Below are 25,014 nucleotides of genomic sequence, written 5' to 3'. Positions count from 1 at the left end.
TCAACATTACGTATGAAATTACGCAAGGAAGCCCACCAAACATTGATTTGGCTGGCTTCCTCGTTTTTTATATGCAATTGTAGTGCATTGTCTGAGTTGTTTGCTGCACAGGCACCAGTTTTTCACCCAAAAAGATGTCTTACTTTTTCCAGTTCTTCTTTATATGGAATTATGTTTAATTTAATGTTTTCCTCCAACTCTTGCAGTTTATCAAGTTGCCAATCCATCATCTCATCCTCATTCCATTCAGAGATAAATAGCGCGTACAAATAAACTTCACGCATTTGCAAACAAATGAGAAGTTGGTCATACATTTCGGAAGTCAGCCGTCTACTTGTAGCGTAACCATTCAAAAAGGAAGTTAGGAAATCATCCGGAAAGCTTTTTGATTCAGGATGGAATGCTGTCCCCGTCCATAATGCATGATAAATCGAGACTGCCAAATCATGCACATAAAAATGATAGGCACAGTCATCAAAATCGAAGAAAATCAACCCGTTTTTATTCAAATGGAAATTGCCTTGGTGGAGATCATTATGGATAAGCCCGAATGTGTTCGGGTGTCTCTCCCAATTCACCATTTGATGCACCAACTGCTCTTGTCGATGTTTTACCCAATCATTCATTGGCCTCGCATTCTTTTTGACACTGTCCAAATAGACAGGTCGATCGAGCTCGTCTACTTCTACATTATGCATTTCTGCGACTTGGCTTCCCCATTTATGGAAAAACTCTTGATTCCATTCATTCAAATTCGAAACATCGACCGGCCGTCCTCCAGTATGGTGGAAAAAGGTAAGCCAATAAGCGTTGTCATCCATATCCAGTGGAATGATTCGATCATGCCCTATAAGCGTTATCGGCTTCGCAACCGGCACGCCAGCTTTATCCAATGCAATTATCCAATCAAGTTCCGCCTCCAACTCATTCCTTGCCCTGCTACGTGAACAGAGCCGCGCTACCATCTTCTTATTAATAACAAAAACTAGGTTATGGAATCCATCCGACGCGGGAACTATATCAATCAAGCCCCCGCCAAGTAACTCTCCAAGTTTCTGTTTTACGTTTTCTCTCTCTGTTTTCAGCATACTCTCATTCCCATATCATTAAATTGTTTAGGTATTAAAACATCCCATTCTCGTTCGGCGAGTCTTCGGGGACCGGTTGACCGACATCCCACATTTCTACGATTAGTCCATCCGAAAAGCGGAAGATATGAACAGCCGCGGCTCCCAGGTCATCAGGGTTCTGTTTAATGTGAGAAAAAACCATCACCATCTCCCCCTCTTCAATCGTCTGTTTCACCTCGAGCGTTTTATTCGGGCTCATGTCATCATTCTCTTTCATCGCCTGCTTCAGCGATTCTACATCCCCAGGGAAATATGGATTATGGTGGCCGAGTTCAGGGCTTGTGTACTTTTCATACGCTTCGTCAATTTTCCCCGCGACGATCAATTGAAGATAATCCACCGCTTTGTCTTTATATAATTCCATGTAATTAACATCCTTTCGTATGTTGTACAGAAGTAAATTCTCCATAAAATCCGGAAGTCCTTTATTTCAAATAACCCAACATTCACTCCCTAATGAAATTAACAAATCTTTTACCATAGATTCATATCAAATTAATAATTCATCCCTATGATTAGTGTTGAGTTTACTACTTTCATTGAGGGGGATTTCGACATGAAGCATCGTTTTGGAAGGAAAGCAGCGGGCATCTCCATGGCTGCTGTTGTAGCCTTTTCCGCATTAGGTTTTGGCTACAACAATATTACTGTGGCGAAAGACAAAAAGAACGAACCTACGAATGTCATTATGATGGTGATGGATGGAACGAGTGCAGGGGCTACTTCACTAGCAAGATGGTATAAAGGCGAGGACCTTGCAATGGATGAAATCATGATCGGAGGCGTGCGAACGCATTCCGCAGAATCAGCAATCACCGATTCCGCACCAGCTGCAACCGCATTGGCGACGGGCCATAAGAGCAATGATAAAATTGTCGGGCTTCTTCCCGAACTTGTAAATACACCTGGGGTTGAGGCGGTTGATCCAGAGGATGCCTTCAAACCAGTTGCAAACGTCTTAGAAGGAGCAAAACTGTTAGGAAAGTCGACAGGACTCATCTCCACTTCCGAAATTCAGCATGCAACACCTGCGGGCTTCTCATCCCATGCAGCACACCGCAGCAACTATCAGGATATCGCTGAGCAACAAGTGTACCAAGGTATCGATGTTGTGCTTGGGGGAGGAAAAGAATCTTTATTGCCAGGCGAAGCGAGAAATTCCCGTGTCGATGGTGAAGATTTGACACAAGTGCTCGATGCGCAAGGATATGACTTTGTCGAAACACGTGATGAGCTGCTCCAAGCAAATTCGGATAAAATTTGGGGTTCTTTTGCTCCTTCAGCACTCGCCTACGACATTGACCGAAATGCAAATGACGAACCATCTCTTGCCGAAATGACGAAAAAAGCAATCGGTACTCTTTCCGAAGATGAAGATGGCTTCTTCCTATTCATTGAAGGAAGTAAAGTCGATTGGGCTGCGCACGCAAATGATCCGATCGGGATTATTAGTGATGTATTAGCTTTCGATGATGCGGTACAAGAAGCGCTGGATTTTGCGAAAGAAGATGGAAATACAATGGTCATCGCGGTGAGCGACCATGGCAACAGCGGAATTACAATGGGGAATGTCAACACAAACTCCAACTACCCTGAAATTCCAGTTTCCACGTATATCGACCCTTTAAAGAAAGCGACGATGACAGTTGAAGGTGCATTAAAGCAATTAAACGACGATCGCTCCAATATGAAAGAAGTAGCGGAATTATACGGCTTGGATAACTTGTCAGAGGAAGAAATCGAAGCGTTACAAGCTTCAAAATCATTACAAGCGGATATGTCTAAAATGCTTTCAGAACGCGCAAACATCGGATTCTCGACAGGCGGCCATACTGGGGAGGATGTCTTCCTTTACGCCTACGGTCCATCGAAACCGTATGGATTAGTAGATAACACTGATATCGCAAAATCTATGGCTTCATTCCTAGGGTTTGATTTGAATGAAGTAACGGACAAGCTGTTCGTCAATGCAAGAGAGTCATTCGAGAAAAAGGGCTATCTGACACGCATTGATGTGACAGATGAGCATAACCCTGTATTCATTGCAGAAAAGCAAAATAGTAAGATCGAACTTCCTGTGAATAAAAACGTGGCATTCGTTACGAAGAAAAACCAATCATACACAAAGACACTTGATGGTGTAACTGTTTATAACGGGAAAGATTTCTACGTATCGGAATCCGCATTGAACCTATCAAAATAATAACGCCTGTGCAAGATGCATTTACAAAGAATCATCGGGGTGTATTTATATTCAAGTATAGGAAAGTGAAGCACTGATGTGTTTCACTTTCCTTTTTAAATCCATCCTTTTTCGATCGCAATCTGTACAGCTTCAGTCCGTGATTCTGCCTCAACCTTTTGAATGGCTGAGGAGACATAATTCCGTACCGTCCCTTTCGTCAGAAAAAGTGTTTTGCTAATTTCTTCTGTCGTGAGCCCTTCATTTGTTAGTCGGAGCACTTCCGCCTCTCTTTCGCTGAGCGGATTTTTCTCCTGCATAAAAAGAATTGCAGAAAGATCAGTACTAATCACCCGCTCCCCCTTCATCACCCGCCGAATGGATTGGATGAGGAAGTCAATCGGTTCATCCTTCAATAAATAGCCTTCCACTTGGGCATCTATCGCTTTTTGCAAATAGCCTGGACGGGCAAATGTCGTAACGATAATGATCTTGCAAGGCAATTGAGCAGCACGTATTTTTTCAGCAACTTCCAACCCACTTACATTCGGCATTTCAATATCCAAAATACAAACATCCGGAATTGTTTGCTCGATTGTATCGTATGCGGTTTTTCCGTCGGACACGGCTGCAATGACCTCGATATCTTGCTCAAATTGAAGTAACGATGTGAAAGCACCGCGCACCATCTGCTGATCTTCCGCAATAAGTATACGAATCATTTTATCCCCCCCCTTTCATGGTGGCGTAAAGGCAGTCGGAGCGTGACGACAGTCCCTCCTGTCTCTCCATCTTCCATAGCAGCCGTGCCTAGCAATGCTTGCATCCGCTCTTTCATCGACTGCATGCCGTTTCCGATAGCAACATGTCCCAAACCGATGCCATTGTCAGCGATCCGAATCGTAAATGCATCGGTTTCCATAGTCAGCCTGATTTGACAGCGCGTCGCCTTGCTATGTTTAATAACGTTTGTCGCCGCTTCGCGCAATGAAAGGCTGAGCATCGTTTCTTCCACACTGGAAAGCAACGGTGGCTCTTCCACTACTTCGACTGTCGCTTCCATTCCGGCTTGTATAAGTATCGTTCTAACCTGTTCAATTTCCTTGTCCAACGGAATGAATTTCATATCAGATACAAGCTCCCGCACTTGCTTCAATGCAATTCTTGACGAGGATAGAATATCTAATAATTCCTTCTTGGCCTGTTCCTTATCATGATCAATCCATTTGGCGCTTAGTTCGCTTTTAAGCTTGATCATCGTCAAAGTTTGCCCTAACGTATCATGAAGATCTCTCGCGATGCGATGCCTTTCCTGTTCCTCGATATACTGCTGCTCAAGCTGATGATTGGCGACGAGCAATTCATCTTTCAAATGAAGGTTTTTACTCCGAATGTATATCAACAGTGGATAAACCATTTGCAGAATCATAACGGGAAGAAGAAATGTATGAGCCCAGCTGAATCCGACCTTCGATTGCATGAAAAAAACAGTAAGGAACATGCCTCCGATTGCCGCTATCCCAATTCCTCGGTGCCAGTGACTCTCCGCCCTTCCTAATAAATCCGCAAAAATAAACCCGAATAGGAGTACTGGCGGATTAATGTATACCCCAAAAACTGTGAGGATTGCAATGCCACCTAGCACAGCTAGCAGTAGGCGGACGTCTCGATGCCATAAGGCAATATAGTACGAGAACAGAAAGATGGCTAATAAAACGAGGCGGACGGGCAGCACGAGAACGCTTTCCGCTTCTAGCACAATAAAAATGAGAAAAACAACCGATATGGCGTCAATTATCAAGTAGTGCTTCATTTGCTCTTTCGGATAAATCCTTAATCCCATCCTGCTTCCCCCGTTTCACTTTGCTGAAAGCATCCCGATCACCCGTCTCCGAACCATTTCCATCGGACCTAATGCAAAATGGCGCAACCAAATCGAAGCAATTAGAAGTTGAATCAATGAGATGCTTAACCAAATCGATATGATTTGGAAGGAACTTAATTTGCCTCCTAACCCGAATCCCCATCCATAGAAAAGGATAGAGGCAATCAAATTTTGCATGACATAGCAGCTTAACGACATCTTCCCGGCCTTTTCAAAAGGTTTCCAAAAGAAATTCCATTTCTTCCATTCTATCATTTTTGCAATAATTGCTACATAGCCAAGTGAGACGAACGGGGCGAACAAATAACGTGTTGGCAAGTCAAAGGCACCCCCGGCCATGCCTGCCCTTTTCGAATAGCTTGCCTGTATTTTAATTCGACGCCGACTCCGAACATGATCGTCAGCAAGCCTAGTAATTTACCATTCACAAAAAATAAAACGACCATGCGAATGAAATCATTTGTTTCCCACCAGCCTGAATAATCGCCCGTCGTAATATAACCCAAATCCCCCAAATGGGCGAAAATCCATATATTCGTACCTAACGTTCCCAACACGGCTACCCCTCTTAAAATATCCAACAATCGAATACGTTCCTGATGCGCTTCCATACCCTTCCCCTTCCTTCAGCTTGAATTGTCTCAATTGTAGCTGACAGGATGCCTTGCGAATATTCACAGGAGTAAGGAGATCGTTATGACACGTGTCATAAAAAAACGTCCAATGCCGGATTAGCATTAGACGTTTTGTCAATGGAAGAGGAATCGGTGCCTGTGCGACACACATTTGAACAGGCACCTTAATCTTTATACGGATCGTGTTCGTTGGCGCCGGCCATGCAGACGCCTACTGGTTTCAACACGTGGAGGACGTCGATTGTGTCTTCGTGTGCGGCTAAGACGTCACGCAATTTACGATAGACAAATGGACTTTCATCCGTTCCCCCGCCACGTAATTCCACGCCATACTTTTGAATCGCTTGATCCATCCTCTCCCGAGAAATCTTCCCGCCTGTCCGCGTACGAGTTTTCCAATTCATCCGACCTGCCGCTTCCGTTCGGCTCATAATTCTGCCCGCTCCGTGAACCGTACTATAGAAAGCATCAGCGTTCGCCTCATTCTCTTTGCCGCGGACGATGACGGAAATGTCGCCCATGCTCCCGCCAATAAACCCCAATTGACCTGGAGCAGAAGGGGTTGCTCCCTTTCTGACGACGATATACTCCTTGCCGAAGTGAGTTTCTTTCCACGCATAATTATGATGATTATGTACCTCGAACACGGAAGTCGCCCCTAAGATGGAGAGCACTTCATCGATCACATAGTTTCTGCCCGCATAAGCATATTTCCCGCTTAACGTCATCGCACGATAATATAGATCTCCCAATTCACTATCCAAATCAATCAAGGTAGGCGCTTGTTCCATGCTTTCACCCGGTGCGCGATCGGAAAACTCCCGTCCAATTGCCAAGTTCAAAAACCCGCTCGCCGTTTTATGGCCGAATCCCCTGCTGCCGAAATGATTTGCCACCCATACATCTCCCGTCTCCTTCTCCAGTAAAAGATCGACGAAATGGTTCCCGGCCCCAACAGTTCCCAATTGGTCCCTCGCCAATTTCTTCAAACGATCGTGCTCCTGCTTGCCGATTTCCTGATACACGGACCAATCCGGATCGTCAAACAATTCATGGTCAATCCGCTCGTTATTCCTCCGACCGACGCCAAATGAAATGGATGAAGCAATTTCATCCATAAGACGCGGGATATCTTTTTCGATATCCGTCCACTTCAAATTTGTCCGGACCGCCTTATTCCCGCAGGCGATATCATACCCGACGCCCGACGGTGAAATTTGACCGTCATACACGATCACGCCTCCGACCGGCTGGCTATATCCATAATGCCCGTCGGCACATAGTACACCGCCAGCTACTTGACCCGTTCGCAAGCAATTTTTAAACTGTCGCAACGTATTATCATCATGCACACCAAAAATCTTTTTCCTCATAAAAGTACGCTCCTTTTTACGGTGCCTGTGTAAGACACATTTATGACAATTCAATCCAGTGAGTAATAATCCAACAAAAAATATAGAAATGCCGACACTATGAGATTTGATATTCCGTTTATGCAATTGTAGCTCATTTTCTGAATAGTGTCGTGCACAGGCACCAAAATGACGGGTCGGCAGGATAAAATTAGGACTTTACTTTCTCCTTGGACTGAAATTAACGTCCTCATATGTGCATCCCATTAGGACTTTCCACATATTCCCTATCAAAAAATTACACTTAAGAATCATTTTCAGAACGGTTCTTTTTCCCATAGAAAAAACTGTTAAAATTATCTAAGTAAAGTCAATGTTAAAGGGGCGCAAAAAATGAACAAGAAACAAATTCTATTCAGCAGCATAGCCGCGGCAATGCTTATGCTTAGCGCATGTGGACAAGAGAAAGAGAAAGAAGAGGAAGTGTCCGCTGCCGAACAAACTGAAAATGAAAAAGCAGACAAAACGAACGAAAATGAAGATACCGAAGCAACTGAAGTAGAAGAAGAGGAAACAGAAGAAGCGGATGCTTCCGATAATACGCAAAACGAATCAGCTGAAAACATCAATCCTACGATAGAAGAAGAAACGGGCGGCGACGTTGAAATCGTCTACACAAATTCAAACCCAGGCCTGACACACGAATACTCGGACAAAGTGAAAATTTCCATTGAAGAATATCAAATCGTCCACGTGTCGAATATGAACGAATCAGCCAAGTATAATTTCGATGACGAAGACGAAGGATATGTCATTACATACAAGCTCGGTTTTGAAAACAACTTGGACGAAGACGTGTACTTCAATGCAAGCACAATGATGCTATCCGATGATGGCACTGAAAACTTGTATATGAAAATCGGTCTCGTTGATCGGGAAGATTGGCTGAAAGGCGATAAAGACAAAGCTGGACGTCAATACGCCCCAGGAAAATATACCGGGATGCAATCATACACGATGACAAAGGCACAATATGAACGTTTAAGTGCTCCGACATACACAATCGACATTCCTATGCTCGAAGATGATTTCAATAAAAGAATCGGTAAGGATGCCGTCTTCAAAATTCCATTCAATGCAGAAGGCGCAGAAAAAGCATCGAATAGTTCCGCTTTGTATGCAGATAGAATGGTGACGGACACGATTGCAGACAAGGAAATATTCTTCGCGAAGGAAGACATAAACGAAACACAAAAAATCGATGGTGTAACCATTACACTTGAAGGCGTTCAGTACACTGACGTCACACCGACGAAAGCGCACGCTTCCCGTTTCACTAATTTCGGCGATGGCCCGCTCGTTGCATTGACGGCAAAGCTCCAAATTAAAAACGACAGTAAGGAAGCTATCGCAAAATCATTGATCGACAAACGATTGATCCTCGACCAAAACCGAGGAACTATGTTGTCACAAGGCATGCTGGAACCTTTCCTTCATGGCGATCTAAACCCTGGCGAGTCGGAGGAAATCTTAGCGGTATTCTTGTTCCGACAAGACGAGTTCGGTCTGTTGAAAGAATTGAAGCTCCAATTCGGCCCATTAGCAGACAGCAATGCAAAAAAATTATTCAAAGAAAAATCGGTGACGTTTGACTTGCCGATGAAATAATAAACAAAACAAAGACCGCCTACTGTTAATAATAGGTGGTCTTTGCTATTTCAAATCGACTTTAAATAAAACAATCCCCCATTAATAACATCGATTTTTATTTTCGTCTCGTACTGTTCCTCGATTGCTTTCTTCTCACTCTCGTAGCATTCAGGGCGATCTTCATCCTCGATTCCCCTATAGAAATATTCCAGCACAAGAAGATCTTTTCGAAGTCTTTCCTTTGCCTCTTCAGCCCATGTATGATCATCTTGCTGGATAAGGTTTTCAATTATAGCTTCGAGTCGCGCCACACCGTTCAGCGGTTTAATGATATACGGTAGATGATATGTGTTTGGCGCAATCGTACTTACCAAATCCAATCCACCTATTGATTCTTGAAAACCGTTGATAATCATGCCATTCATTAAATTGATGCCTAGCGAATACAAGGTTTCCTGCGTCCGATCACTTGAATACGTTATTTTATAATTAACCCCTACCCAAGGCGTCAATATCGTTTGTGCGCCAGACGCATTGACTGCCCTCTCATACATTTGCACAAATGAGCCGAGCTCCTTCGTCACCTGGAACAATTGATTGAGACGATTCGACCCGTAATGCACCACTTCCCCGGCAATGCTTTCCATCAGCCTATTTTTATCGGTAATCAACGTCAGTTGTGCAGGATTCGGTTCTCCCCCCGTGCTCTCCACATACTTCCAATAAAACGGACGATTCATTATTTTTTTATCCATCTCGACCGTTAATTGCACGTTGATGAAATGTTCATTTTCACGCAAAATATCGCAATTGTTTTCAATGAAAAATTGCCGTACATATTGATGGATCTGTTGTGGATACATAAGCATCCTCCTTACATCTAGATCGTCAACTTAAATTCCGATAGGATATCATCCAGCTCACCGACGACTTTTTCAAAGACGCCAATTTTCACATTGAGCAGCTCCAATATATGATCCTCAATTGTATGTTTAATGGCCAAATTGTATATATTAACATCATGCTCTTGCCCTAACCGATGCACACGGCCGATCCGCTGTTCCAATTTCATCGGATTCCAAGGCAAATCATAATTGATGACATGATGGCAAAATTGCAAGTTGATCCCCTCACTGCCAGATTCCGTGGCAATCAACACTTGCGCTTTTTCCTTGAATAAATACTTCATCCACTCACGTTTATTTTTGCTGAACTTCCCATTGAACGGGACACTGAGAATTCCTTTTTCATATAAATAGGCTTGCAAAAAGGCTTGGCTCGCCCGATATTCCGTAAAAATGATGACTTTCTCGTCATTTGCTTGCGAGATGATTTCATACGCCTTTTCCGCTTTTGTATTCACTTGCAGCGCGGCTAATTTCCGAAGCAACTCATCAATATACGAAAGTTCCTCCGGATTTGTACACTTCTGCCGCATTTCATTCAATGTGAAGAACGCAGCTTCTTTGGAACTGCAAATTTCCTTTTGTAAAGTAATCATGGAAAAGGCACTTGAAAAGACGGAAGACACATTTTTCAATTCTAAAATCATGTCATACACTTCTCTTTCCGCCTCACTGAACTCAAGCGGAATAATTTGCACACGGCGGTTCGTCCATTCGATTCCTGTGTCATGCCTTGAATTTCTCACCATTACTTGGTTAATCAATTCCTTTAAAAACTCATCTTCCTCCACATTATGCTTGCTTGCGGAAAAGACGGACTGGAACGTCTCGAAATTTCCGAGGTGGCCAGGTTTTAATAAAGAAATCAAATTGAACAACTCAAATACATCGTTTTGAATCGGCGTCGCTGTCAGCAACAAACAAAACTTTTTCTTCAAGTTTTGCACGAACTCATAGTTCTTCGTCTTTGGATTTTTTAATTTATGCGCCTCATCGATAATAATTAAATCAAAGTCCTGATTATAAATATTCTCCTTATGAGGACTTCTTTTCGCCATATCGATGCTCGCGATGACGATATTGCAGTAGTCAAGATCATAAGCCTTTTTATATTGAATCGCCGGAATATGGAATTTTTGATTCAACTCGTCAATCCATTGATTCATAAGTGAGGCGGGGACGAGAATGAGCGCTTTTTTCACGAGGCCCCGAATTAAATACTCTTTCAATATTAAACCGGCTTGGATCGTTTTCCCGAGACCTACCTCATCGGCAAGAATCGCTTTTCCGTTCATCCGCTCAATGACCGTTTCTGCCGCCTCCAACTGATGGGGGTAAGGCTTCAGTTCAGGTAAGTATTTTGGGCATTGAAGACCTTGGAAGTCCGTTATCAATTTCGCTTTTTCTACGTCATAGCACATTTTATACAGCGTCCAATTATCCCATGCTTGGCGGTTTTCCAACCGTTCGGCAAAGCCCTCTTTCCAATCGGACGACCATTCAATCTGCATAAACATCCCCTCATCCGATATTTTCTTGTTAGATTGTCCAAAAACGAAATTCCTATGTATGTTGCCATGTGTCGTAGACGGATTATCATTTTTTTCCAAAAAAAGCCCTCCTCCATAAGGAAGAGAGCTCACTATTTCAATTATTCATCCAATGTTAACAGCGCAACACATTCCACATGCACAGTATGAGGGAAAAGGTCAACCGGCTGCACTTTTTGAAGTGTATAGCCGAATGGCAGCAATTCCGCTGTATCTGTCGCGAACGTATCCGGATTGCAAGACACATAGACGATCCGTTTCGGTTTTGCGCGTCCAATACGGCGCATCACTTTGCCGCCAGCACCGCAGCGTGGAGGGTCGATCAATAATAGATCCGCCAATCCCCAGCTTTCATGCACTTCGTCAATGCCACGCCGTGCATCCCGAGCGAGGAACGTCGTGTTATGCAAATTATTATCCGTCGCATTCCGCTTAGCAGATTCAATTGACGTCTCGACAATTTCAATTCCTGCTAATTCTTTCACCCGTGCTGCAAACGGAAGTGAGAACGTACCGACGCCGCAAAAAAGGTCGATCATTTTTTCGTCTTCCTTCGGCTCGCCCATTTCAAGCGCAAGTTCGACTAGTTTCTGCGCTTGAACAGGATTCGTTTGGAAAAACGTATCGAACCAAAGTCGGTAGCGGTATCCGCCCAGTTCATCATAGATAAAGTCGCGTCCCGCCAGAACGAATGTTTCTTCGGATTGTGTTCGATCTGCCCAATCCGTGTTCACAAGCCAAAGAAGGCTTTTCACATTCGGGAATTTATTTGTGATGCGCGTAATCAAATCTTCAGCAGCCGGCGCCAATTCACCAGCAGGCGCTTCTGTCGCGAACAACGCCAGCATGATTTCTCCGGTTTCAAACGATTCCCGTACCATCAAGTGGCGGAGAAGCCCTTCATGTTTATCTTTATTGTAGCCTTTCAAGCCGAATTCTTTCACCCATTCGCTCACTTCCATCGTAGCATCGACTATTTTTCGGCCAGCAATGAGACATGTTTCGAGCGGTATAATTTTTCGGAAGTTTCCTTGCTCGTGCAAACCAAGATCTCCCTCAGGTGAAAACGTAAATTCCATTTTGTTACGGTAATGCCACGGATTGTCCATGCCTATCGTATCGCGTACTAGCTCTGGATCCAGCCCCTCGCGTTGCAACGCTTCCTTCACATGATTCGTCTTATGCTTCAGCTGGCCTTCATAATTCCAGTGCTGCCAAACACAGCCCCCACAAAGCTCAAAATGCGGACAAGGCGCATCTTGCCGCTCTGGACTCGGAGTAAGAATTTTTTCAGGCGATACCTTTCTTCTTCTCTTATCCGGTTCGTCCACAACAACTTGAATCTTCTCTCCAGGCAGTGTGAGCGGAATCGTCAGTTTTAGCTTTCTCGGATTTGAACCTGTTTCACTCTCACGCCAAATGACAGCTTGTCCATTTCCCTTCTTATCCAAATGGTCTATTTCAGCAACTAGCGTTTCTTCTTTTATCGTAGTCAATGAATGATCCCCTTTCACTTTTGTTCATCTATTTTACGGCTTAGCTCCATGCTGGCCGACTCCTTCAAAAAGAGACATACTTATCTAGTATAAAGGAATTTGTGCGGAATGAAAATGGGACGAATTCGAGGAGGAATAAACCATGAAAATATCCCTCTTCCAAAATTGGAAGGGGGACTCGTTTTAGATTGTTATAATAACTTTCCCTTGGGAATGACCCTTCTCAAAATATCGAAATGCTTCATGAATCTCACTTAAAAAATAGGTTCTATCAATAACGGGCTTTACTTGACCCTCTTCAATAAGCTCTTTCATCACCATTAAATCTTGTTGATTGGCCCTCTGCAAAAAGGTAATAAATTTCTTTTTTCCAATCTTCGATAACCAAGATCCTAGCATCATTGTTTGATACATTTGATTTTCTGCGCCGCCGACATGAATGAATTTCCCATTCTCTTTGAGCTTTCGTTTATAAGTGGAAATTGATTGTGATCCATTCACTCCGATTATTACATCATAGGTATGTTCATAGTTTCCAAAGTCTTCTTTTTGATAATCGATCACATGGTCAGCTCCGAGAGACTTTACGATGTCTACGTTTCTCGTACTTACCACAGCCGTCACTTCAGCACCAAATGCTTTCGCTATTTGAACAGCAAATGTTCCTACACCACCTGAAGCTCCATGAATCAACACTTCCTGTCCAGCCCTCACCATTCCTTTATCCCTTATAGCTTGTAGAGCTGTAATGCCTGCCATTGGAACTGCTGCAGCTTCTGTAAATGATAAATTACGAGGCTTTATCGCCAAACTTTTTTCATCAACGGCTACATACTCGGCGAAAGCACTCCAACCGCTGCTAGATAGGTCTCCATACACCTCATCTCCGACTTGAAATCGTGTAACTTTTTCACCTATCGCCTCCACGGTTCCAGCCATGTCCCCGCCAGGTATAGGATATTTAGGTTTCATCAGGCCAAATACAAACCGGGCTGGCAGAGGTTTTCCTGTTAATAACACAAGATTACCAAAATTAATTGATGATGCATGAATTTTCACTAGTACTTGATCTGGCTGAGGTGTGGGTATAGCTATCTCACTTAGTTTCAACGTATCCGGTGTTCCGTATTTTTCAGAGAGTATCGCTTTCATCTCCATCTCCTTTCTTTTTCAATTTATGTTCCAAGAGGGCTCATCATATCCGGGTGCAAGTGACTATCAACTATATTTATAAAAAAGAGACCTGGATAATTCCAGGCCTCATTACTTCTCACTTACTCCAACTCGTCATCCCCGTAGTAGTCAAACAAATCGCCAACATCTGCATAAATCTGATACCCATTCTTCCATTGCTCCTTCAACCACTGGATCGCACGCAGCATCTCAGGGCTATGTGCAGCGGCCTTTTCTTCCAACTCCGCTGCTTCGTCCAGTTTAGCGTAGCACAGTGCAGGATCTAGGAATGATTCAAACCATTCCTTGTCGTCCTCTTCGAGAGGATCCGTATAAAACATATCGTCATCCACCGGCATCATCTTTGGCCAATCAAGCCCGAGTCCGACGTCTTCCATTAGTTGTCTCATATCGAGTGCGAGCGAATATAGCCATTTATTGCTCGCGATATCTTCTTCCAAAATTCGAAGCTTGTATTCCTTCGTGTTTTCCTGTTTAAAAAGCTTTTGGAAGATGCCTGCTTTCGGTGTGACATCAACGATTGTGTAATTTCGGAGCGCAGTCAATTTAACATTGCTTGCTAGGTGCTTCTCTCTGTTATCAGGATGATTTTGGGCGTCCAGCATAAGCAGCGATTCAAGTTCCTCCTGTTCGCCGTACGTCAGCTTGGACGTCATTTCCTTTTTTCTCAGTTTCGGCAAGCCGATTGCCACTTTCCTGAAGTCTTCCGTTTTCATGCTCATTGTCCATCCCCCATTTCTTTATTTCAGGTTACCATAATGTGAAGCCGTCCATTATGCTTGGCAAATGAAAACTGCCGTAAACTTGAAACTATTCGAGCCCTTTTCCGTATAGTAAACTAGCATACAGATGATTTCAAGAAAGGAATGTGATCAATTATGAGGTCCGCCAACCCGAGTTTAGGGGCAAATACCTTTAAAGGACTTCGGTCAGAAAATGGCATGCCAATGACGATTCAAGGGACAGTGAACAAGACGTTTATCCTGTTTTTATTGTTATGTGCAACCGCCATATTCACATGGCATCAGTACTTTTCAGGGGAAGATATTCAAGCATGGCTATGGATTGGGCTCATCGGCGGATTCATCGTAGCCCTTATTACAATCTTCGTGAAAAGGGCAGCTCCCTACACGGCGCCTCTCTATGCATTGTTAGAAGGGCTCGCAATCGGAGGGATTTCTGCTATGTTCGAGTCCCAATTTGAAGGGATCACAACGCAAGCAATCCTTTTAACACTCGGAACGTTATTTTCATTGCTGTTCGTGTATCGATCAGGTCTCATAAAAGTAACAGAGAACTTTAAGCTCGGAGTCGTTGCTGCGACGGGTGCAATATTCTTTGTATACCTCGCGGATTTCATCCTTCGTTTCTTCGGAATGGAAGTCCCTTTTATCCATGAAACAGGTCTCGTCGGCATCCTTATTTCTATCGCCATTGTAGTCGTTGCCGCGTTGAATCTTGTACTGGACTTTGATTTCATCGAAAAAGGGGCGGAGCAGCGAGCGCCAAAATATATGGAATGGTATGGCGCATTTGGATTGATGGTTACATTAGTTTGGTTGTATTTCGAGATTCTGAGGCTTCTATCCAAAATTAGAAGCAATCGATAAGGTAGGTGTTCGTGAAATGGGCTTTTCCCCGTTCGATGATTTTATGTTTAGTGCTATGCCGATCATGGGGGTTATCATATTCGCCATCGTCATTGGCGGATTCATTTTTGTAATTGTAAAAGGTGTCGGTCAATGGTCCTCCAATAATAACTCGCCGCGCCTGACCGTTCCTGCGCAAGTGAAAACGAAGCGCACGCATACTTGGGGCGGCAGCGGCGATTCGTCGGCTAGCACGAATTACTACGTCACCTTCCAAGTGGAAAGCGGCGACCGGATGGAGTTAGGTCTGTCCGGAAAGGAATACGGCATGTTAGCTGAAGGCGACATCGGTATTCTAACATTTCAAGGCACACGGTATTTAGGGTTTGAACGAAATGGCTCAATAGATTAATACAAATCCATCCATCTGAGTAACCCACTCAAGGATGGATTTTTTCATTTTAAAAACGGGTTCACTACTACCTTCTACCCATTATTTAATTTTTCTAACAGTTTCATTGGTATACTATTGATTATTTTCTGTTAGTTTGATACCTTTACCAATATGGCATGCTGGAAATCTTTCTAACTGTGAAGAGTCGATTAGGGGGTCGACTCTATTAAATTGCGGCATGACATACATTATGTGGCAAGGGGGATGAAAGGGAATGACAGTGAAGATGAAGAAAGCGGATATTCCTGTCAAGCGGCAGACGCAGCTAAGGACAGACGGTCTGCTAGATTATGAACGACTTATCGAAACGGAAGAGTTCAAGCATTTGGTAAGAAAGAAAAAAAGCTTTATGATGCCCTATGTAATTGCTTTTTTTGCTATTTATTTATTGCTCCCCATTTTGACGGGTTATACGTCGATTCTTGAAACAAGGGCGATTGGCTGGATGACGTGGACGTGGGTCTATGCGTTTGGCATGTTCATCATGGTTTGGGTGTTCACACAGATCTATGTAAAGAAGTCGAGAGAATTTGATAACGACGTTGAGCGACTGCTCGAAAAACACGTTCGGAAATAGGGGGAATGACGCATGGGTTTAATGTCTTATGGAATCTTTTTTGCAGTTATCGTCTTAACGCTATACATCACATATTGGGCTGCTAAGCAGACGCGGACAGCAAGTGAGTTTTATACAGCAGGCGGTTCACTGACAGGCTGGCAAAACGGGATGGCCATCGCAGGTGACTATTTATCGGCTGCCTCGTTTTTAGGAATTGCCGGAGCGATTTCACTGAACGGCTTTGACGGTTTTTATTACAGCGTCGGCTGGTTGACTGCTTACCTCGTCGTATTGTTTTTAATTGCGGAACCACTTCGGAACCTTGGAAAGTACACGATGGCAGATATGATCGGTTCACGGTTCGGAGCGAAGAAAGTCCGTGGCGCCGCTGCGCTTAATACGATTACAATCGTCCTTTTCTATATGCTTGCGCAACTTGTCGGGGCAGGCGCGCTTATTAAGCTATTATTTGGTATCGACTACTGGATTTCCGTCCTCATTGTCGGTGTCATGATGATGATCTATGTATTATTTGGTGGAATGACTGCTACGAGCTGGGTACAGATCATCAAAGCAATTTTGCTAATGATTGGAACCATCGTCATTTCATTCCTCGTTCTTATGAAATTTAATTTTAACTTTGTCGGCATGTTCGATGTCATGCGGACAGCGACACCTCACGGAGAGTCATTCCTTCATTCCGGGGTCGTCTATAAAGATCCGATCGGTCTCATTTCGGTGTTGCTTGCGCTCGTACTCGGAACTGCAGGATTGCCGCATATCCTTATGCGCTTCTTTACGGTTAAAGATGCAAAGACTGCTCGCTCTTCCGTTGTATACGCTGTATGGATCATCGGGATTTTCTATGTCATGACGATTTTCCTCGGCTTCGGTGCTGCCAAATTCGTTGGTGCAGATGCCATTATCGCGGAAAACTCCGCGGGCAATATGGCCGCTCCGATGTTAGCGGGGGTGCTAGGTGGGGATATGCTTGAATCATTCGTCGCGGCCGTTGCATTCGCTACGATTCTAGCAGTCGTTGCAGGCCTCGTGCTGTCCGGCGCATCAGCTATCGCACATGATATTTACGCAGAAATTATTAAAAAAGGCAAAGTGACAGAAAAGCAGCAAGTAAGAGCAGCGCGTATTGCCGCGATCGGTGTCTCAGTTGTTTCTATCTTACTTGCACTTGGATCGGAAAAACTCAATGTAGCGTTCCTCGTGTCGCTTGCATTCTGTATTGCGGCGTCCGCGAACGTTCCGACGATTCTTTTCACGATCTACTGGCGCAAATTCAATACGACTGGCGCGGTTGCCTCTATGCTGACTGGGCTTATTACTGCCCTCGTCCTCGTCGCGGTCAGCCCGAACGTCATCAATCCGGTTGAAGGTGCTGCATTCTTCGTCGGCGATCCACTATTCCCGTTCGTCAATCCGGCTATCATTTCCATACCTGCCGGATTCATTGCCGCCATCATCGGTACGTATGTAGGCGCGAAACGTATGGAAGCTCAAGAAGTCGCCTACGCGGAAGTCCGTTTCAAAGCGGAAGCAGGATTTCGCGGATTGGAAGGACAAGCACCGAATTGATTGTTTGAATGAATTGCAAAAGCCCTCTGGAACTGAGTTACAGTTCCGAGGGCTCTTTTTTAGCACACATTATACTTATTAGAATTTTACACCCTGCTTTTCAGTCAATTGACTGTAGGGTTGAAGTTAGTTTGGATGTTCAAACACAAGTTATTTAAGTCCCTTTTTACCTAGCTTCTCATTACCTCGTTTAAAATTACCCGTAATTTTCGCTAACAATAACTGGACTTCAGTTGGGTTATCCTCTACATTCCTAATCCTTGCAATCAGACGGTCTGCTTCCGTACCATTTACAATTTTTATTTGTTTGCCCTCGTAGCTGATAATCACTGACTCTTTTTTCGTTATTTGATAAGTAAATGGTTCCTCACCTAACCGGTTTCTTTTATCTATCCCACCCACACTACCCTCTCCCCGCTGGTTGCTTTCTTAAAAAGACGGTGCCTGTGCAAGACACACTTATGAATAATGCGCTACGCCTTCACGTTTCATTTCTGTCATTTTGTATGGGTCGAGCAAGCGGTTCAGTTCTTCAAGAGTGAGCACGTTGTAACGCAGGCATAGCTCTTTCAGCGGGACGCCTGTTTCGAATGATTCGCGTGCAATTTTCGATGACATTTCATAACCAATGTATGGTGTCAGAGCGGTAATTGTTCCGATACTTTTCTCCACATACTCCTGCATTTGCTCCACGTTTGCAGTGATGCCGCTAATGCAGTATTTGCGGAAGACTTCGAGACCATTGTTCATGACCGTCAATGATTGTAATAAATTATAGACTAGCACTGGCTCCATGACATTCAATTCGAATTGACCAGCTTCCGATGCAAGGCTAATTGTATGATCGTTGCCAATCACTTGGAAAGCGATCTGGTTCATCACTTCCGCCATGACTGGGTTCACTTTCCCTGGCATGATAGAAGAACCTGGCTGTCTTGCTGGAAGATTGATTTCATTTAGACCTGCTCTAGGACCTGATGCCATTAGACGTAAATCATTTGCCATCTTAGAAAGATTGATCATGCAAATTTTCAAAGCGGAAGAAAGCTCTGTATACACGTCTGTGTTTTGCGTCGAATCGACGAGGTTTGCTGCCGATTTCAATGGCAAGCCGCTAATGGAACGAAGATGCTCCACTGCGTTTTCGATGTATTGAGCATTTGCATTCAGCCCAGTGCCAATTGCAGTGGCACCCATATTAATTTCGGAAAGATGTACTCTTGTACGGCCGATACGTTCGATATCGCGTTCGATGACACTGCGGTAGGCGCTGAATTCTTGTCCTAGTCTAACAGGAACGGCGTCTTGCAAATGGGTCCTTCCCATTTTAATGACTCCGTCAAATTCGTCTTCTTTTACCTTTAGCTCGTCCACAAACTTCGCCATCGTCTCCAGCAGCTGGTTCACCATTTGATGGGTCGCAATTTTAATCGCTGTCGGGAAAGCATCATTTGTCGACTGGGACATATTTACATGGTTATTCGGACTGAGGAAGCTGTATTCGCCTTTGTCACGCCCCATGATTTCAAGTGCACGATTCGCGATGACTTCATTCGCATTCATGTTGAATGAAGTGCCTGCGCCTCCTTGTATCGGATCGACGATAAACTGATCTGTCAACGTTCCTTCAATCACTTCTTCTGCGGCTTTGACGATGGCAAATCCTATATCTTCGGGCATATCATTCACGGCAACATTTGAAATGGCCGCAGCTTTTTTCACAATTCCAATCGCGCGAATCAATTCTGGATGCATACGCTCTTTCGTTATTGGAAAGTTTTCAGTCGCCCGTATCGTTTGAATCCCGTAATATGCATGATCGGGAACCTCTTTTTCCCCTAAGAAATCCTTCTCAATTCTTCCCAGTTTCATTTATACCTTGTCCTCTCATTATGGAAATTGCCAAATAGGCATACGATGAACATTGCTCGACAGTTTTTTCTGTCTGCTTCATGTACATCGTACGCCTTTTATCGCAGGAATGCTATCGTTTTATTAGTAATTGTTAAGAGAAAAACAATTCTTCATTCAGAACCGCATGCAGATTAATTTCAGACGCTTACTTAAAATACAGTCGTCCACTCTGCCCGCTTCTCCAACATCTTTTTTGCCGCTTCCTTTGCACCCTCAAGACTATGACTTGCAGCCCATCCGCATTGGACTTCATTGCATGCGGGCACTTCATCAGCAGTTAAGACGTCATTCAATGTCTTTTCCAATATATCGAGCACATCATCGTAATCATCATGATTGATGAGCGCCATATAATAACCCGTCTGGCATCCCATCGGACTAATGTCGACGATTCTGTCCGAATGGTTCCTACTAAACTCTGCCATCATATGTTCCAATGAATGAATTGCTGGCATTTCAAGATGCTCCCTATTTGGCTGGCAAAAACGGATGTCATACTTACGGATAACGTCGCCATTGATCCCTTCCTTTACCCCTGCGAGGCGCACAAACGGGGCCTTCACTTTTGTATGGTCCAAGTTGAAGCTCTCCACATTCATCTTCTTTTCTGTCGTCGACATGCCCATTTCCCCTTTTCATTCTATAATATCCTATTGATTTACTAAGATTTAATATAGAATATCAAAATTCTGAATAGGTAGCAAGATGAAACAAATTCATTTTAAATTGTCATTGCAATTGAATACCAATTTGTATATAGTGTATATAAAGTATATATACATTGTTTTTTCAAGAAAGAGGTAGTTGCATGCAAATCATCATTTCCAACACTTCAAAAGAGCCAATTTATGAGCAGATTTACGTGCAAATAAAGAAGCATATTTTGACGAATGAATTACAAGCGGGAGAGGCTTTGCCATCTATGCGCCAGCTAGCCAAAGACTTGGATATTAGCGTCATCACAACAAAACGGGCGTACGAAGAACTTGAGAAAAACGGTTTTATTTACTCAATCGTCGGCAAAGGATCGTTCGTGTCTGAACAAAATAATGAAATGATTCTCGAGAGAAAAATGAAAGTAATCGAAGAGCAGTTGATGGTAGCTATTGAGAATAGCAAAGAAATAGGAGTCGGATTAGCCGAGTTACAAGAATTGCTAACATTGCTATATAAGGAGGATATGTAATGGAAAACGTAATTGAACTGCACAATGTAAATAAAACCTTCAAAGGATTTGAGCTGAAAGACATGTCTATCTCCGTAAAGAAAGGCTTTGTTACAGGATTTATCGGTGGGAATGGAGTAGGAAAGTCCACAACGATCAAGTTGATCATGAATTTATTGCAACCGGATAGCGGAGAGATTTCTCTTTTTGGTCTGGACTATAAAAAGCATGAAAAAGAAATTAAACAACGAATCGGCTTTGTATTCGATCACAATGTTTTTTATGACCATATTACATTGACTGAAATGAAGAAAATTATAAAACCAGCCTATCAAAACTGGGACGATACTATATTTCATCAGTATGTTAATTTGTTTGAACTGCCGTTAAAGAAACCGATTAAGACCTTTTCGAAAGGTATGATGATGAAGGCTTCATTAGCTTTTGCGTTATCCCATCGCGCCGAGTTAATTATTATGGATGAACCAACATCGGGATTAGATCCTATTTTTCGTAGGGAGCTGTTAGATATCCTCCATGACCTTATGCAGGATGATGAAAAAACAATTTTCTTCTCAACACATATTACGACAGACTTAGATCGAATAGCAGATTATATAACCTTTATCCATAATGGACAGCATATTTTCACAAAAGAGCATTATAAAATCGAAGAAGATTATGCGATTGTAAAAGGCGAAACGAACTTATTAGATCGTGATACAGAGCAAGAATTTTTAGGTATTCGAAAATCCAATCATGGTTTTGAAGCATTAACGACAAACAAAAAGCGTACGGCAAATCTCTTTGGTGATACAGTCATTTTGGAGAAACCAACACTTGAAGATATTATGCTGTATACGAAGAAAGGAAATGATAACTATGCTAAATCTTATTCGTAAAGATATTCTGTTACAGAAAAACACATTAGTCATTCTATTGCCTGCATTATTGATCGCTTTGTTAATAGATAGATCTATTATTTGGGTAGGCGTTTTATTTAGCTTCGCCATCATTATGCAAAGTTTTGCGTTGGATGAAAAACCCTCCACCAACCTTTTCATGAATTCTTTACCGTATACCCGTAAGGAAATCGTCAGTTCTAAATATATAGGGGCATGTGTTTTTACTTTCATCATTTTATTGACGATTGTGGTAGGGAATATCATTATTCATAGAGAAATAACTCACTTGGATCAATTACTCTTTATAGCAGGCGTTATCGTCGTGTTTATTTCATTTGCTTTTCCATTCTCCTATCTATTCAAAAGTCAGTATTTGATGATAGCCTGCGGTGTTTTGTTTGTCCTTTATGTAGTACTTGTCAATAAGTTCATACTAGATTTGAACGATCGATTGCGTGCGGGTGTGCAAACAATCCTATCATTTGATAATTCTCTGTTATATGCAGGAGGGATACTAGCAGCAGTACTTCTCTACATGTTTTCTTGGATGCTTTCGATAAGGATTTATAGTCGGAAGGTGTTTTAAAGAGCTTTGTTCACCACCTCAAATATGAAACTTTAATTCAAGGAACTAACGGACGTGTGGTGTAGCAAGATGATCGCTGCCATTTACCCGAAAGGAGGGAATTAATTTGAAATGGGCTGACTATAAAAAACAAATAACTGCTTTGACACCGAGAGAAGTTCATGAGATTGAAATTGTCGCCCAACTCATTCATAGACGGATCCAACTTGGCTTGACGCAACAAGAAGTTGCCGATCGGGCAGGTTTAAAACAAACGGCCATTGCACGACTAGAAAAAGAGCATGCAATTCCTCGTTTGGATACATTAGACAAAGTGGCTCAAGCTCTTGGACTTCGTCTTACCTTGGTTGAAGACAGTTTATCCGAAATGGAATCGAGTAGTATGGAACATATTTGATATCCGATTTCAATTACCCTTCAATAAAATAAAAGGAATGAGTGCATTTGTTCATTTGTGCATTCATTCCTTTTTTGTCCATAAATATTCAAAGAAGATATTACCATTACACTCTCTGAGAACTACCATACTTCTGCTATTACTTATAATTCGATAAACAGTTCATTAGGCATTTTGTATTCTCTCACTTGGTCGGCCAGGCTTTCTAAAGCATGCTCTACGTGCAGCTGGATCAGTCTCTCAATCTCTTTCATCTTCTTACTTTTCATTGCTTCTACGATTGCCAAGTGTTCCTCTGGCCCCCTCGGTGTCGAAGGAAAATCATCGAAAAAGCAATCAAATAACATTAAATATATATCAGTTTTATTCAATAAAGTCTCCATAAATTCTTCAAGAAAGGCATTGCCAGCTTTCTTGACAGCTACCATATGGAATCTTTTATTCGCCTTTAGATAATTGTCCATATCTTTTGCTCTAAGAGCTGAACTTTCTTCTTGAATGCAGTTGGTCATTTCTTCAAAGTCATCTTCATCAAGCTTATATAACGATGCTCGGATAGCCAACAACTCTAATTCCAAGCGGAGTTCGTATGCCTGTACTACTTCCCCCTTAGTAGGATTAGCAACAAATGCGCCCCGATTGGGGATCATATCTACCATTCCTTCTTCTGAAAGTAGTTTAATCGCGTTTCTAACCGGGGTTCGACTAACTTTCAATCCCTTCGATATTACCTGTTCAACCAATTGAGTGCCAGGAGCAAGCTTTCTATTCAGAATGGCACTTCGCAATCGAAAATATACCATACTCTCCATTGAAGACTTCTTCACCAATATACCTCCAACCCGATTAATATTTCTGAAATCATTGACTAATTGAATCTTGTAACTTATCATATAGTAAATGAATTGTACTACAATTTAGAACTACAATTCAAATACTCTTTTATTAGTTCTAAATTATCGGTTCAAAAATAAGGAGGGATATCAATAAATGTAAGCGTTTACTTTTAAGATAAAAGGAGGCTAAAGGATGAAAAGAACAATTTTACTTATGTTCACAGCTATTTTGACTTTAAGTATTATTAGTGGATGCTCAAAAGCAGAAGGAGATACAAAAACTAATAAAAGCTCAAACAAAGTCCTTGAGAGAATTGAAAAAAACAAGGTGATGAGAGTCTCTTTCGAAGGGACATATCCCCCATTTAACTTTTTAGATGACGATAATAACTTCCAAGGATTTGATGTTGATATATCGAATGAAATTGGAAAACGACTTGATGTTGACGTTGAATTCATTGCTACTAATTGGGATGGACTGATCGGTGGACTGAAAGCTGACAAGTTCGATATTATTATCGGTCAAATGACTGTAACTGAGGAGAGGAAAAAGAGTGTCGATTTCACAGATCCATATGTTATTACCGGCTCTGTCTTGGTTACCCGAAATGACACCGATGATATTAAAGAATTAGAAGATATCTCAGGGAAAAAAGTTGGTGTCGGCGGAGGAACAACATTTGAAGAAGTAGCAAGAAGCGTCGACGGAGCCGATGTCAAACTTTATAAAACAGTAAGCGATTATCTTCAAGATTTATCAAATCAACGACTGGACGTCATAATTAACGATCAATTATTGATCAGCTATAACATCCAAGAAATGGATCTACCAATTAAAATTGCAAGCGATATTTTAAACAAAGATGAAATCGCCATGGCAGTTAACAAAGGGAATGAGGACTTTATCATTAAAGTGAATGAAGCTCTTGCGGCTATGAAAGAGGATGGAACTTATAAAGAAATATATAAAAAATGGTTTGGAACAGATCCGCTAGAAAACTGATAAACAATGTAGTGGCATCTTTATAGATGCCGCTACG

Annotated in this window: 25 protein-coding genes and 1 pseudogene; 11 read left to right on the top strand and 15 right to left on the bottom strand. The window is 42.6% G+C overall.

Annotated elements, in window-relative coordinates:
- Positions 1–122: 122 nt before the first annotated feature.
- Positions 123–1,088, bottom strand: coding sequence for a phosphotransferase enzyme family protein (locus ACTHPA_RS13425; RefSeq protein WP_440500897.1), 966 nt, complete (start codon positions 1,086–1,088; stop codon positions 123–125).
- Positions 1,089–1,122: 34 nt separating this feature from the next.
- Positions 1,123–1,494, bottom strand: a complete 372-nt coding sequence (locus tag ACTHPA_RS13420; RefSeq protein WP_440500895.1) for a nuclear transport factor 2 family protein — start codon at positions 1,492–1,494, stop codon at positions 1,123–1,125.
- Positions 1,495–1,686: 192 nt separating this feature from the next.
- On the opposite strand from ACTHPA_RS13420, the gene ACTHPA_RS13415 reads away from it, so the two are divergent.
- Positions 1,687–3,333, top strand: coding sequence for an alkaline phosphatase (locus tag ACTHPA_RS13415; protein WP_440500894.1), 1,647 nt, complete (start codon positions 1,687–1,689; stop codon positions 3,331–3,333).
- A gap of 95 nt (positions 3,334–3,428) precedes the next feature.
- Here the strand turns inward: ACTHPA_RS13415 and ACTHPA_RS13410 are convergent, their stop codons facing one another.
- The 4 genes and pseudogenes from ACTHPA_RS13410 to ACTHPA_RS13395 form a co-directional block, all read right to left on the bottom strand.
- Positions 3,429–4,034, bottom strand: coding sequence for a response regulator (locus ACTHPA_RS13410; protein WP_440500892.1), 606 nt, complete (start codon positions 4,032–4,034; stop codon positions 3,429–3,431).
- Positions 4,031–5,155 (bottom strand): sensor histidine kinase, encoded by a 1,125-nt coding sequence (locus ACTHPA_RS13405; RefSeq protein WP_440500890.1) that lies wholly within the window; start codon positions 5,153–5,155, stop codon positions 4,031–4,033. Before ACTHPA_RS13405 ends, ACTHPA_RS13410 begins: the two co-directional genes overlap by 4 nt.
- 15 nt (positions 5,156–5,170) lie before the next feature.
- Positions 5,171–5,808, bottom strand: a pseudogene (locus ACTHPA_RS13400) (DUF418 domain-containing protein).
- Positions 5,809–5,996: 188 nt separating this feature from the next.
- A complete protein-coding gene (locus tag ACTHPA_RS13395) occupies positions 5,997–7,205 on the bottom strand; it encodes an RtcB family protein (RefSeq protein ID WP_440500888.1) in 1,209 nt (402 codons plus the stop codon).
- Between the two features lie 372 nt (positions 7,206–7,577).
- Here ACTHPA_RS13395 and ACTHPA_RS13390 point away from each other — a divergent pair, with 372 nt between their 5' ends.
- On the top strand, positions 7,578–8,852 hold the full coding sequence (locus ACTHPA_RS13390; protein ID WP_440500887.1) for a DUF5068 domain-containing protein: 1,275 nt from the start codon (positions 7,578–7,580) through the stop codon (positions 8,850–8,852).
- 50 nt (positions 8,853–8,902) lie between these two features.
- On the opposite strand, the gene ACTHPA_RS13385 is transcribed toward ACTHPA_RS13390, so the two are convergent.
- The 5 genes from ACTHPA_RS13385 to ACTHPA_RS13365 all read right to left on the bottom strand — a co-directional run bounded on the left by ACTHPA_RS13385 (position 8,903) and on the right by ACTHPA_RS13365 (position 14,701).
- Entirely contained in the window at positions 8,903–9,697 is a 795-nt protein-coding gene (locus tag ACTHPA_RS13385) for a YqhG family protein (RefSeq protein ID WP_440500885.1), read from the bottom strand.
- Between the two features lie 17 nt (positions 9,698–9,714).
- Entirely contained in the window at positions 9,715–11,256 is a 1,542-nt protein-coding gene (locus tag ACTHPA_RS13380) for a DEAD/DEAH box helicase (protein ID WP_440500992.1), read from the bottom strand.
- Between the two features lie 134 nt (positions 11,257–11,390).
- Positions 11,391–12,785 carry a 23S rRNA (uracil(1939)-C(5))-methyltransferase RlmD gene (gene rlmD, locus ACTHPA_RS13375; RefSeq protein ID WP_440500883.1) on the bottom strand — a complete coding sequence of 465 codons (1,395 nt, stop codon included), beginning with the start codon at positions 12,783–12,785 and terminating at the stop codon, positions 11,391–11,393.
- Between the two features lie 183 nt (positions 12,786–12,968).
- Positions 12,969–13,937, bottom strand: a complete 969-nt coding sequence (locus tag ACTHPA_RS13370) for an NAD(P)-dependent alcohol dehydrogenase (RefSeq protein ID WP_440500882.1) — start codon at positions 13,935–13,937, stop codon at positions 12,969–12,971.
- Between the two features lie 122 nt (positions 13,938–14,059).
- Positions 14,060–14,701 (bottom strand): hypothetical protein, encoded by a 642-nt coding sequence (locus ACTHPA_RS13365; protein ID WP_440500881.1) that lies wholly within the window; start codon positions 14,699–14,701, stop codon positions 14,060–14,062.
- A gap of 156 nt (positions 14,702–14,857) precedes the next feature.
- Here ACTHPA_RS13365 and ACTHPA_RS13360 point away from each other — a divergent pair, with 156 nt between their 5' ends.
- From ACTHPA_RS13360 to ACTHPA_RS13345, 4 genes are all read left to right on the top strand, one after another.
- A complete protein-coding gene (locus tag ACTHPA_RS13360) occupies positions 14,858–15,589 on the top strand; it encodes a Bax inhibitor-1/YccA family protein (RefSeq protein ID WP_440500879.1) in 732 nt (243 codons plus the stop codon).
- A 16-nt stretch (positions 15,590–15,605) separates the two neighbouring features.
- Complete coding sequence (locus ACTHPA_RS13355) at positions 15,606–15,980, top strand: DUF2500 domain-containing protein (RefSeq protein WP_440500878.1); 375 nt, start codon at positions 15,606–15,608, stop codon at positions 15,978–15,980.
- Positions 15,981–16,236: 256 nt separating this feature from the next.
- Positions 16,237–16,599, top strand: a complete 363-nt coding sequence (locus ACTHPA_RS13350; protein ID WP_440500876.1) for a DUF485 domain-containing protein — start codon at positions 16,237–16,239, stop codon at positions 16,597–16,599.
- A gap of 12 nt (positions 16,600–16,611) precedes the next feature.
- Entirely contained in the window at positions 16,612–18,171 is a 1,560-nt protein-coding gene (locus ACTHPA_RS13345) for a solute symporter family protein (RefSeq protein WP_440500874.1), read from the top strand.
- 150 nt (positions 18,172–18,321) lie between these two features.
- On the opposite strand, the gene ACTHPA_RS13340 is transcribed toward ACTHPA_RS13345, so the two are convergent.
- The 3 genes from ACTHPA_RS13340 to ACTHPA_RS13330 form a co-directional block, all read right to left on the bottom strand.
- Positions 18,322–18,573 carry a hypothetical protein gene (locus tag ACTHPA_RS13340; protein ID WP_440500872.1) on the bottom strand — a complete coding sequence of 84 codons (252 nt, stop codon included), beginning with the start codon at positions 18,571–18,573 and terminating at the stop codon, positions 18,322–18,324.
- A 57-nt stretch (positions 18,574–18,630) separates the two neighbouring features.
- The gene (gene aspA / locus ACTHPA_RS13335) at positions 18,631–20,043 is read right to left on the bottom strand and encodes an aspartate ammonia-lyase (protein ID WP_440500871.1); all 1,413 of its coding nucleotides are present in this window, start codon (positions 20,041–20,043) and stop codon (positions 18,631–18,633) included.
- 191 nt (positions 20,044–20,234) lie between these two features.
- The gene (locus ACTHPA_RS13330; RefSeq protein ID WP_440500870.1) at positions 20,235–20,705 is read right to left on the bottom strand and encodes an S-ribosylhomocysteine lyase; all 471 of its coding nucleotides are present in this window, start codon (positions 20,703–20,705) and stop codon (positions 20,235–20,237) included.
- Between the two features lie 188 nt (positions 20,706–20,893).
- Between ACTHPA_RS13330 and ACTHPA_RS13325 the strand changes: the two genes are divergently transcribed.
- The 4 genes from ACTHPA_RS13325 (at position 20,894) to ACTHPA_RS13310 (ending at position 23,138) form a co-directional block, all read left to right on the top strand.
- The gene (locus ACTHPA_RS13325; RefSeq protein ID WP_440500869.1) at positions 20,894–21,271 is read left to right on the top strand and encodes a GntR family transcriptional regulator; all 378 of its coding nucleotides are present in this window, start codon (positions 20,894–20,896) and stop codon (positions 21,269–21,271) included.
- Positions 21,271–22,152 (top strand): ABC transporter ATP-binding protein, encoded by an 882-nt coding sequence (locus ACTHPA_RS13320; protein ID WP_440500868.1) that lies wholly within the window; start codon positions 21,271–21,273, stop codon positions 22,150–22,152. The genes ACTHPA_RS13325 and ACTHPA_RS13320 overlap by 1 nt, the downstream gene beginning before the upstream one ends.
- The gene (locus ACTHPA_RS13315) at positions 22,133–22,741 is read left to right on the top strand and encodes an ABC-2 transporter permease (protein WP_440500866.1); all 609 of its coding nucleotides are present in this window, start codon (positions 22,133–22,135) and stop codon (positions 22,739–22,741) included. The genes ACTHPA_RS13320 and ACTHPA_RS13315 overlap by 20 nt, the downstream gene beginning before the upstream one ends.
- Before the next feature lie 106 nt (positions 22,742–22,847).
- Positions 22,848–23,138: a helix-turn-helix domain-containing protein gene (locus tag ACTHPA_RS13310; RefSeq protein WP_440500865.1), complete on the top strand. Its 291-nt coding sequence runs from the start codon at positions 22,848–22,850 to the stop codon at positions 23,136–23,138.
- A gap of 143 nt (positions 23,139–23,281) precedes the next feature.
- Here ACTHPA_RS13310 and ACTHPA_RS13305 read toward each other — a convergent pair whose 3' ends face one another.
- The gene (locus ACTHPA_RS13305; RefSeq protein ID WP_440500863.1) at positions 23,282–23,965 is read right to left on the bottom strand and encodes a GntR family transcriptional regulator; all 684 of its coding nucleotides are present in this window, start codon (positions 23,963–23,965) and stop codon (positions 23,282–23,284) included.
- A gap of 202 nt (positions 23,966–24,167) precedes the next feature.
- Between ACTHPA_RS13305 and ACTHPA_RS13300 the strand changes: the two genes are divergently transcribed.
- Positions 24,168–24,977: a transporter substrate-binding domain-containing protein gene (locus tag ACTHPA_RS13300; RefSeq protein ID WP_440500862.1), complete on the top strand. Its 810-nt coding sequence runs from the start codon at positions 24,168–24,170 to the stop codon at positions 24,975–24,977.
- Positions 24,978–25,014: the final 37 nt, after the last annotated feature.

Source organism: Sporosarcina sp. SAFN-015 (assembly GCF_051966875.1).
In the GTDB taxonomy this organism is placed as follows: Bacteria; Bacillota; Bacilli; order Bacillales_A; family Planococcaceae; genus Sporosarcina.
The sequence above is the reverse complement of the archived record's forward strand: the minus strand, read 5'-3'. Positions and strand labels throughout refer to the sequence as shown.

Coding starts and splice junctions, on each gene's coding strand:
- ACTHPA_RS13395 (WP_440500888.1), bottom strand. CDS start 7,205: ATGAGGAAAAAGATTTTTGGTGTGCATGATGATAATACGTTGCGACAG.
- ACTHPA_RS13355 (WP_440500878.1), top strand. CDS start 15,606: ATGGGCTTTTCCCCGTTCGATGATTTTATGTTTAGTGCTATGCCGATC.
- ACTHPA_RS13345 (WP_440500874.1), top strand. CDS start 16,612: ATGGGTTTAATGTCTTATGGAATCTTTTTTGCAGTTATCGTCTTAACG.
- ACTHPA_RS13320 (WP_440500868.1), top strand. CDS start 21,271: ATGGAAAACGTAATTGAACTGCACAATGTAAATAAAACCTTCAAAGGA.
- aspA (WP_440500871.1), bottom strand. CDS start 20,043: ATGAAACTGGGAAGAATTGAGAAGGATTTCTTAGGGGAAAAAGAGGTT.
- ACTHPA_RS13330 (WP_440500870.1), bottom strand. CDS start 20,705: ATGTCGACGACAGAAAAGAAGATGAATGTGGAGAGCTTCAACTTGGAC.
- ACTHPA_RS13420 (WP_440500895.1), bottom strand. CDS start 1,494: ATGGAATTATATAAAGACAAAGCGGTGGATTATCTTCAATTGATCGTC.
- ACTHPA_RS13390 (WP_440500887.1), top strand. CDS start 7,578: ATGAACAAGAAACAAATTCTATTCAGCAGCATAGCCGCGGCAATGCTT.
- ACTHPA_RS13415 (WP_440500894.1), top strand. CDS start 1,687: ATGAAGCATCGTTTTGGAAGGAAAGCAGCGGGCATCTCCATGGCTGCT.
- ACTHPA_RS13410 (WP_440500892.1), bottom strand. CDS start 4,034: ATGATTCGTATACTTATTGCGGAAGATCAGCAGATGGTGCGCGGTGCT.
- ACTHPA_RS13300 (WP_440500862.1), top strand. CDS start 24,168: ATGAAAAGAACAATTTTACTTATGTTCACAGCTATTTTGACTTTAAGT.
- ACTHPA_RS13370 (WP_440500882.1), bottom strand. CDS start 13,937: ATGAAAGCGATACTCTCTGAAAAATACGGAACACCGGATACGTTGAAA.
- ACTHPA_RS13350 (WP_440500876.1), top strand. CDS start 16,237: ATGACAGTGAAGATGAAGAAAGCGGATATTCCTGTCAAGCGGCAGACG.
- ACTHPA_RS13405 (WP_440500890.1), bottom strand. CDS start 5,155: ATGGGATTAAGGATTTATCCGAAAGAGCAAATGAAGCACTACTTGATA.
- ACTHPA_RS13325 (WP_440500869.1), top strand. CDS start 20,894: ATGCAAATCATCATTTCCAACACTTCAAAAGAGCCAATTTATGAGCAG.
- ACTHPA_RS13315 (WP_440500866.1), top strand. CDS start 22,133: ATGCTAAATCTTATTCGTAAAGATATTCTGTTACAGAAAAACACATTA.
- ACTHPA_RS13425 (WP_440500897.1), bottom strand. CDS start 1,088: ATGCTGAAAACAGAGAGAGAAAACGTAAAACAGAAACTTGGAGAGTTA.
- ACTHPA_RS13380 (WP_440500992.1), bottom strand. CDS start 11,256: ATGTTTATGCAGATTGAATGGTCGTCCGATTGGAAAGAGGGCTTTGCC.
- ACTHPA_RS13385 (WP_440500885.1), bottom strand. CDS start 9,697: ATGTATCCACAACAGATCCATCAATATGTACGGCAATTTTTCATTGAA.
- ACTHPA_RS13360 (WP_440500879.1), top strand. CDS start 14,858: ATGAGGTCCGCCAACCCGAGTTTAGGGGCAAATACCTTTAAAGGACTT.
- ACTHPA_RS13365 (WP_440500881.1), bottom strand. CDS start 14,701: ATGAGCATGAAAACGGAAGACTTCAGGAAAGTGGCAATCGGCTTGCCG.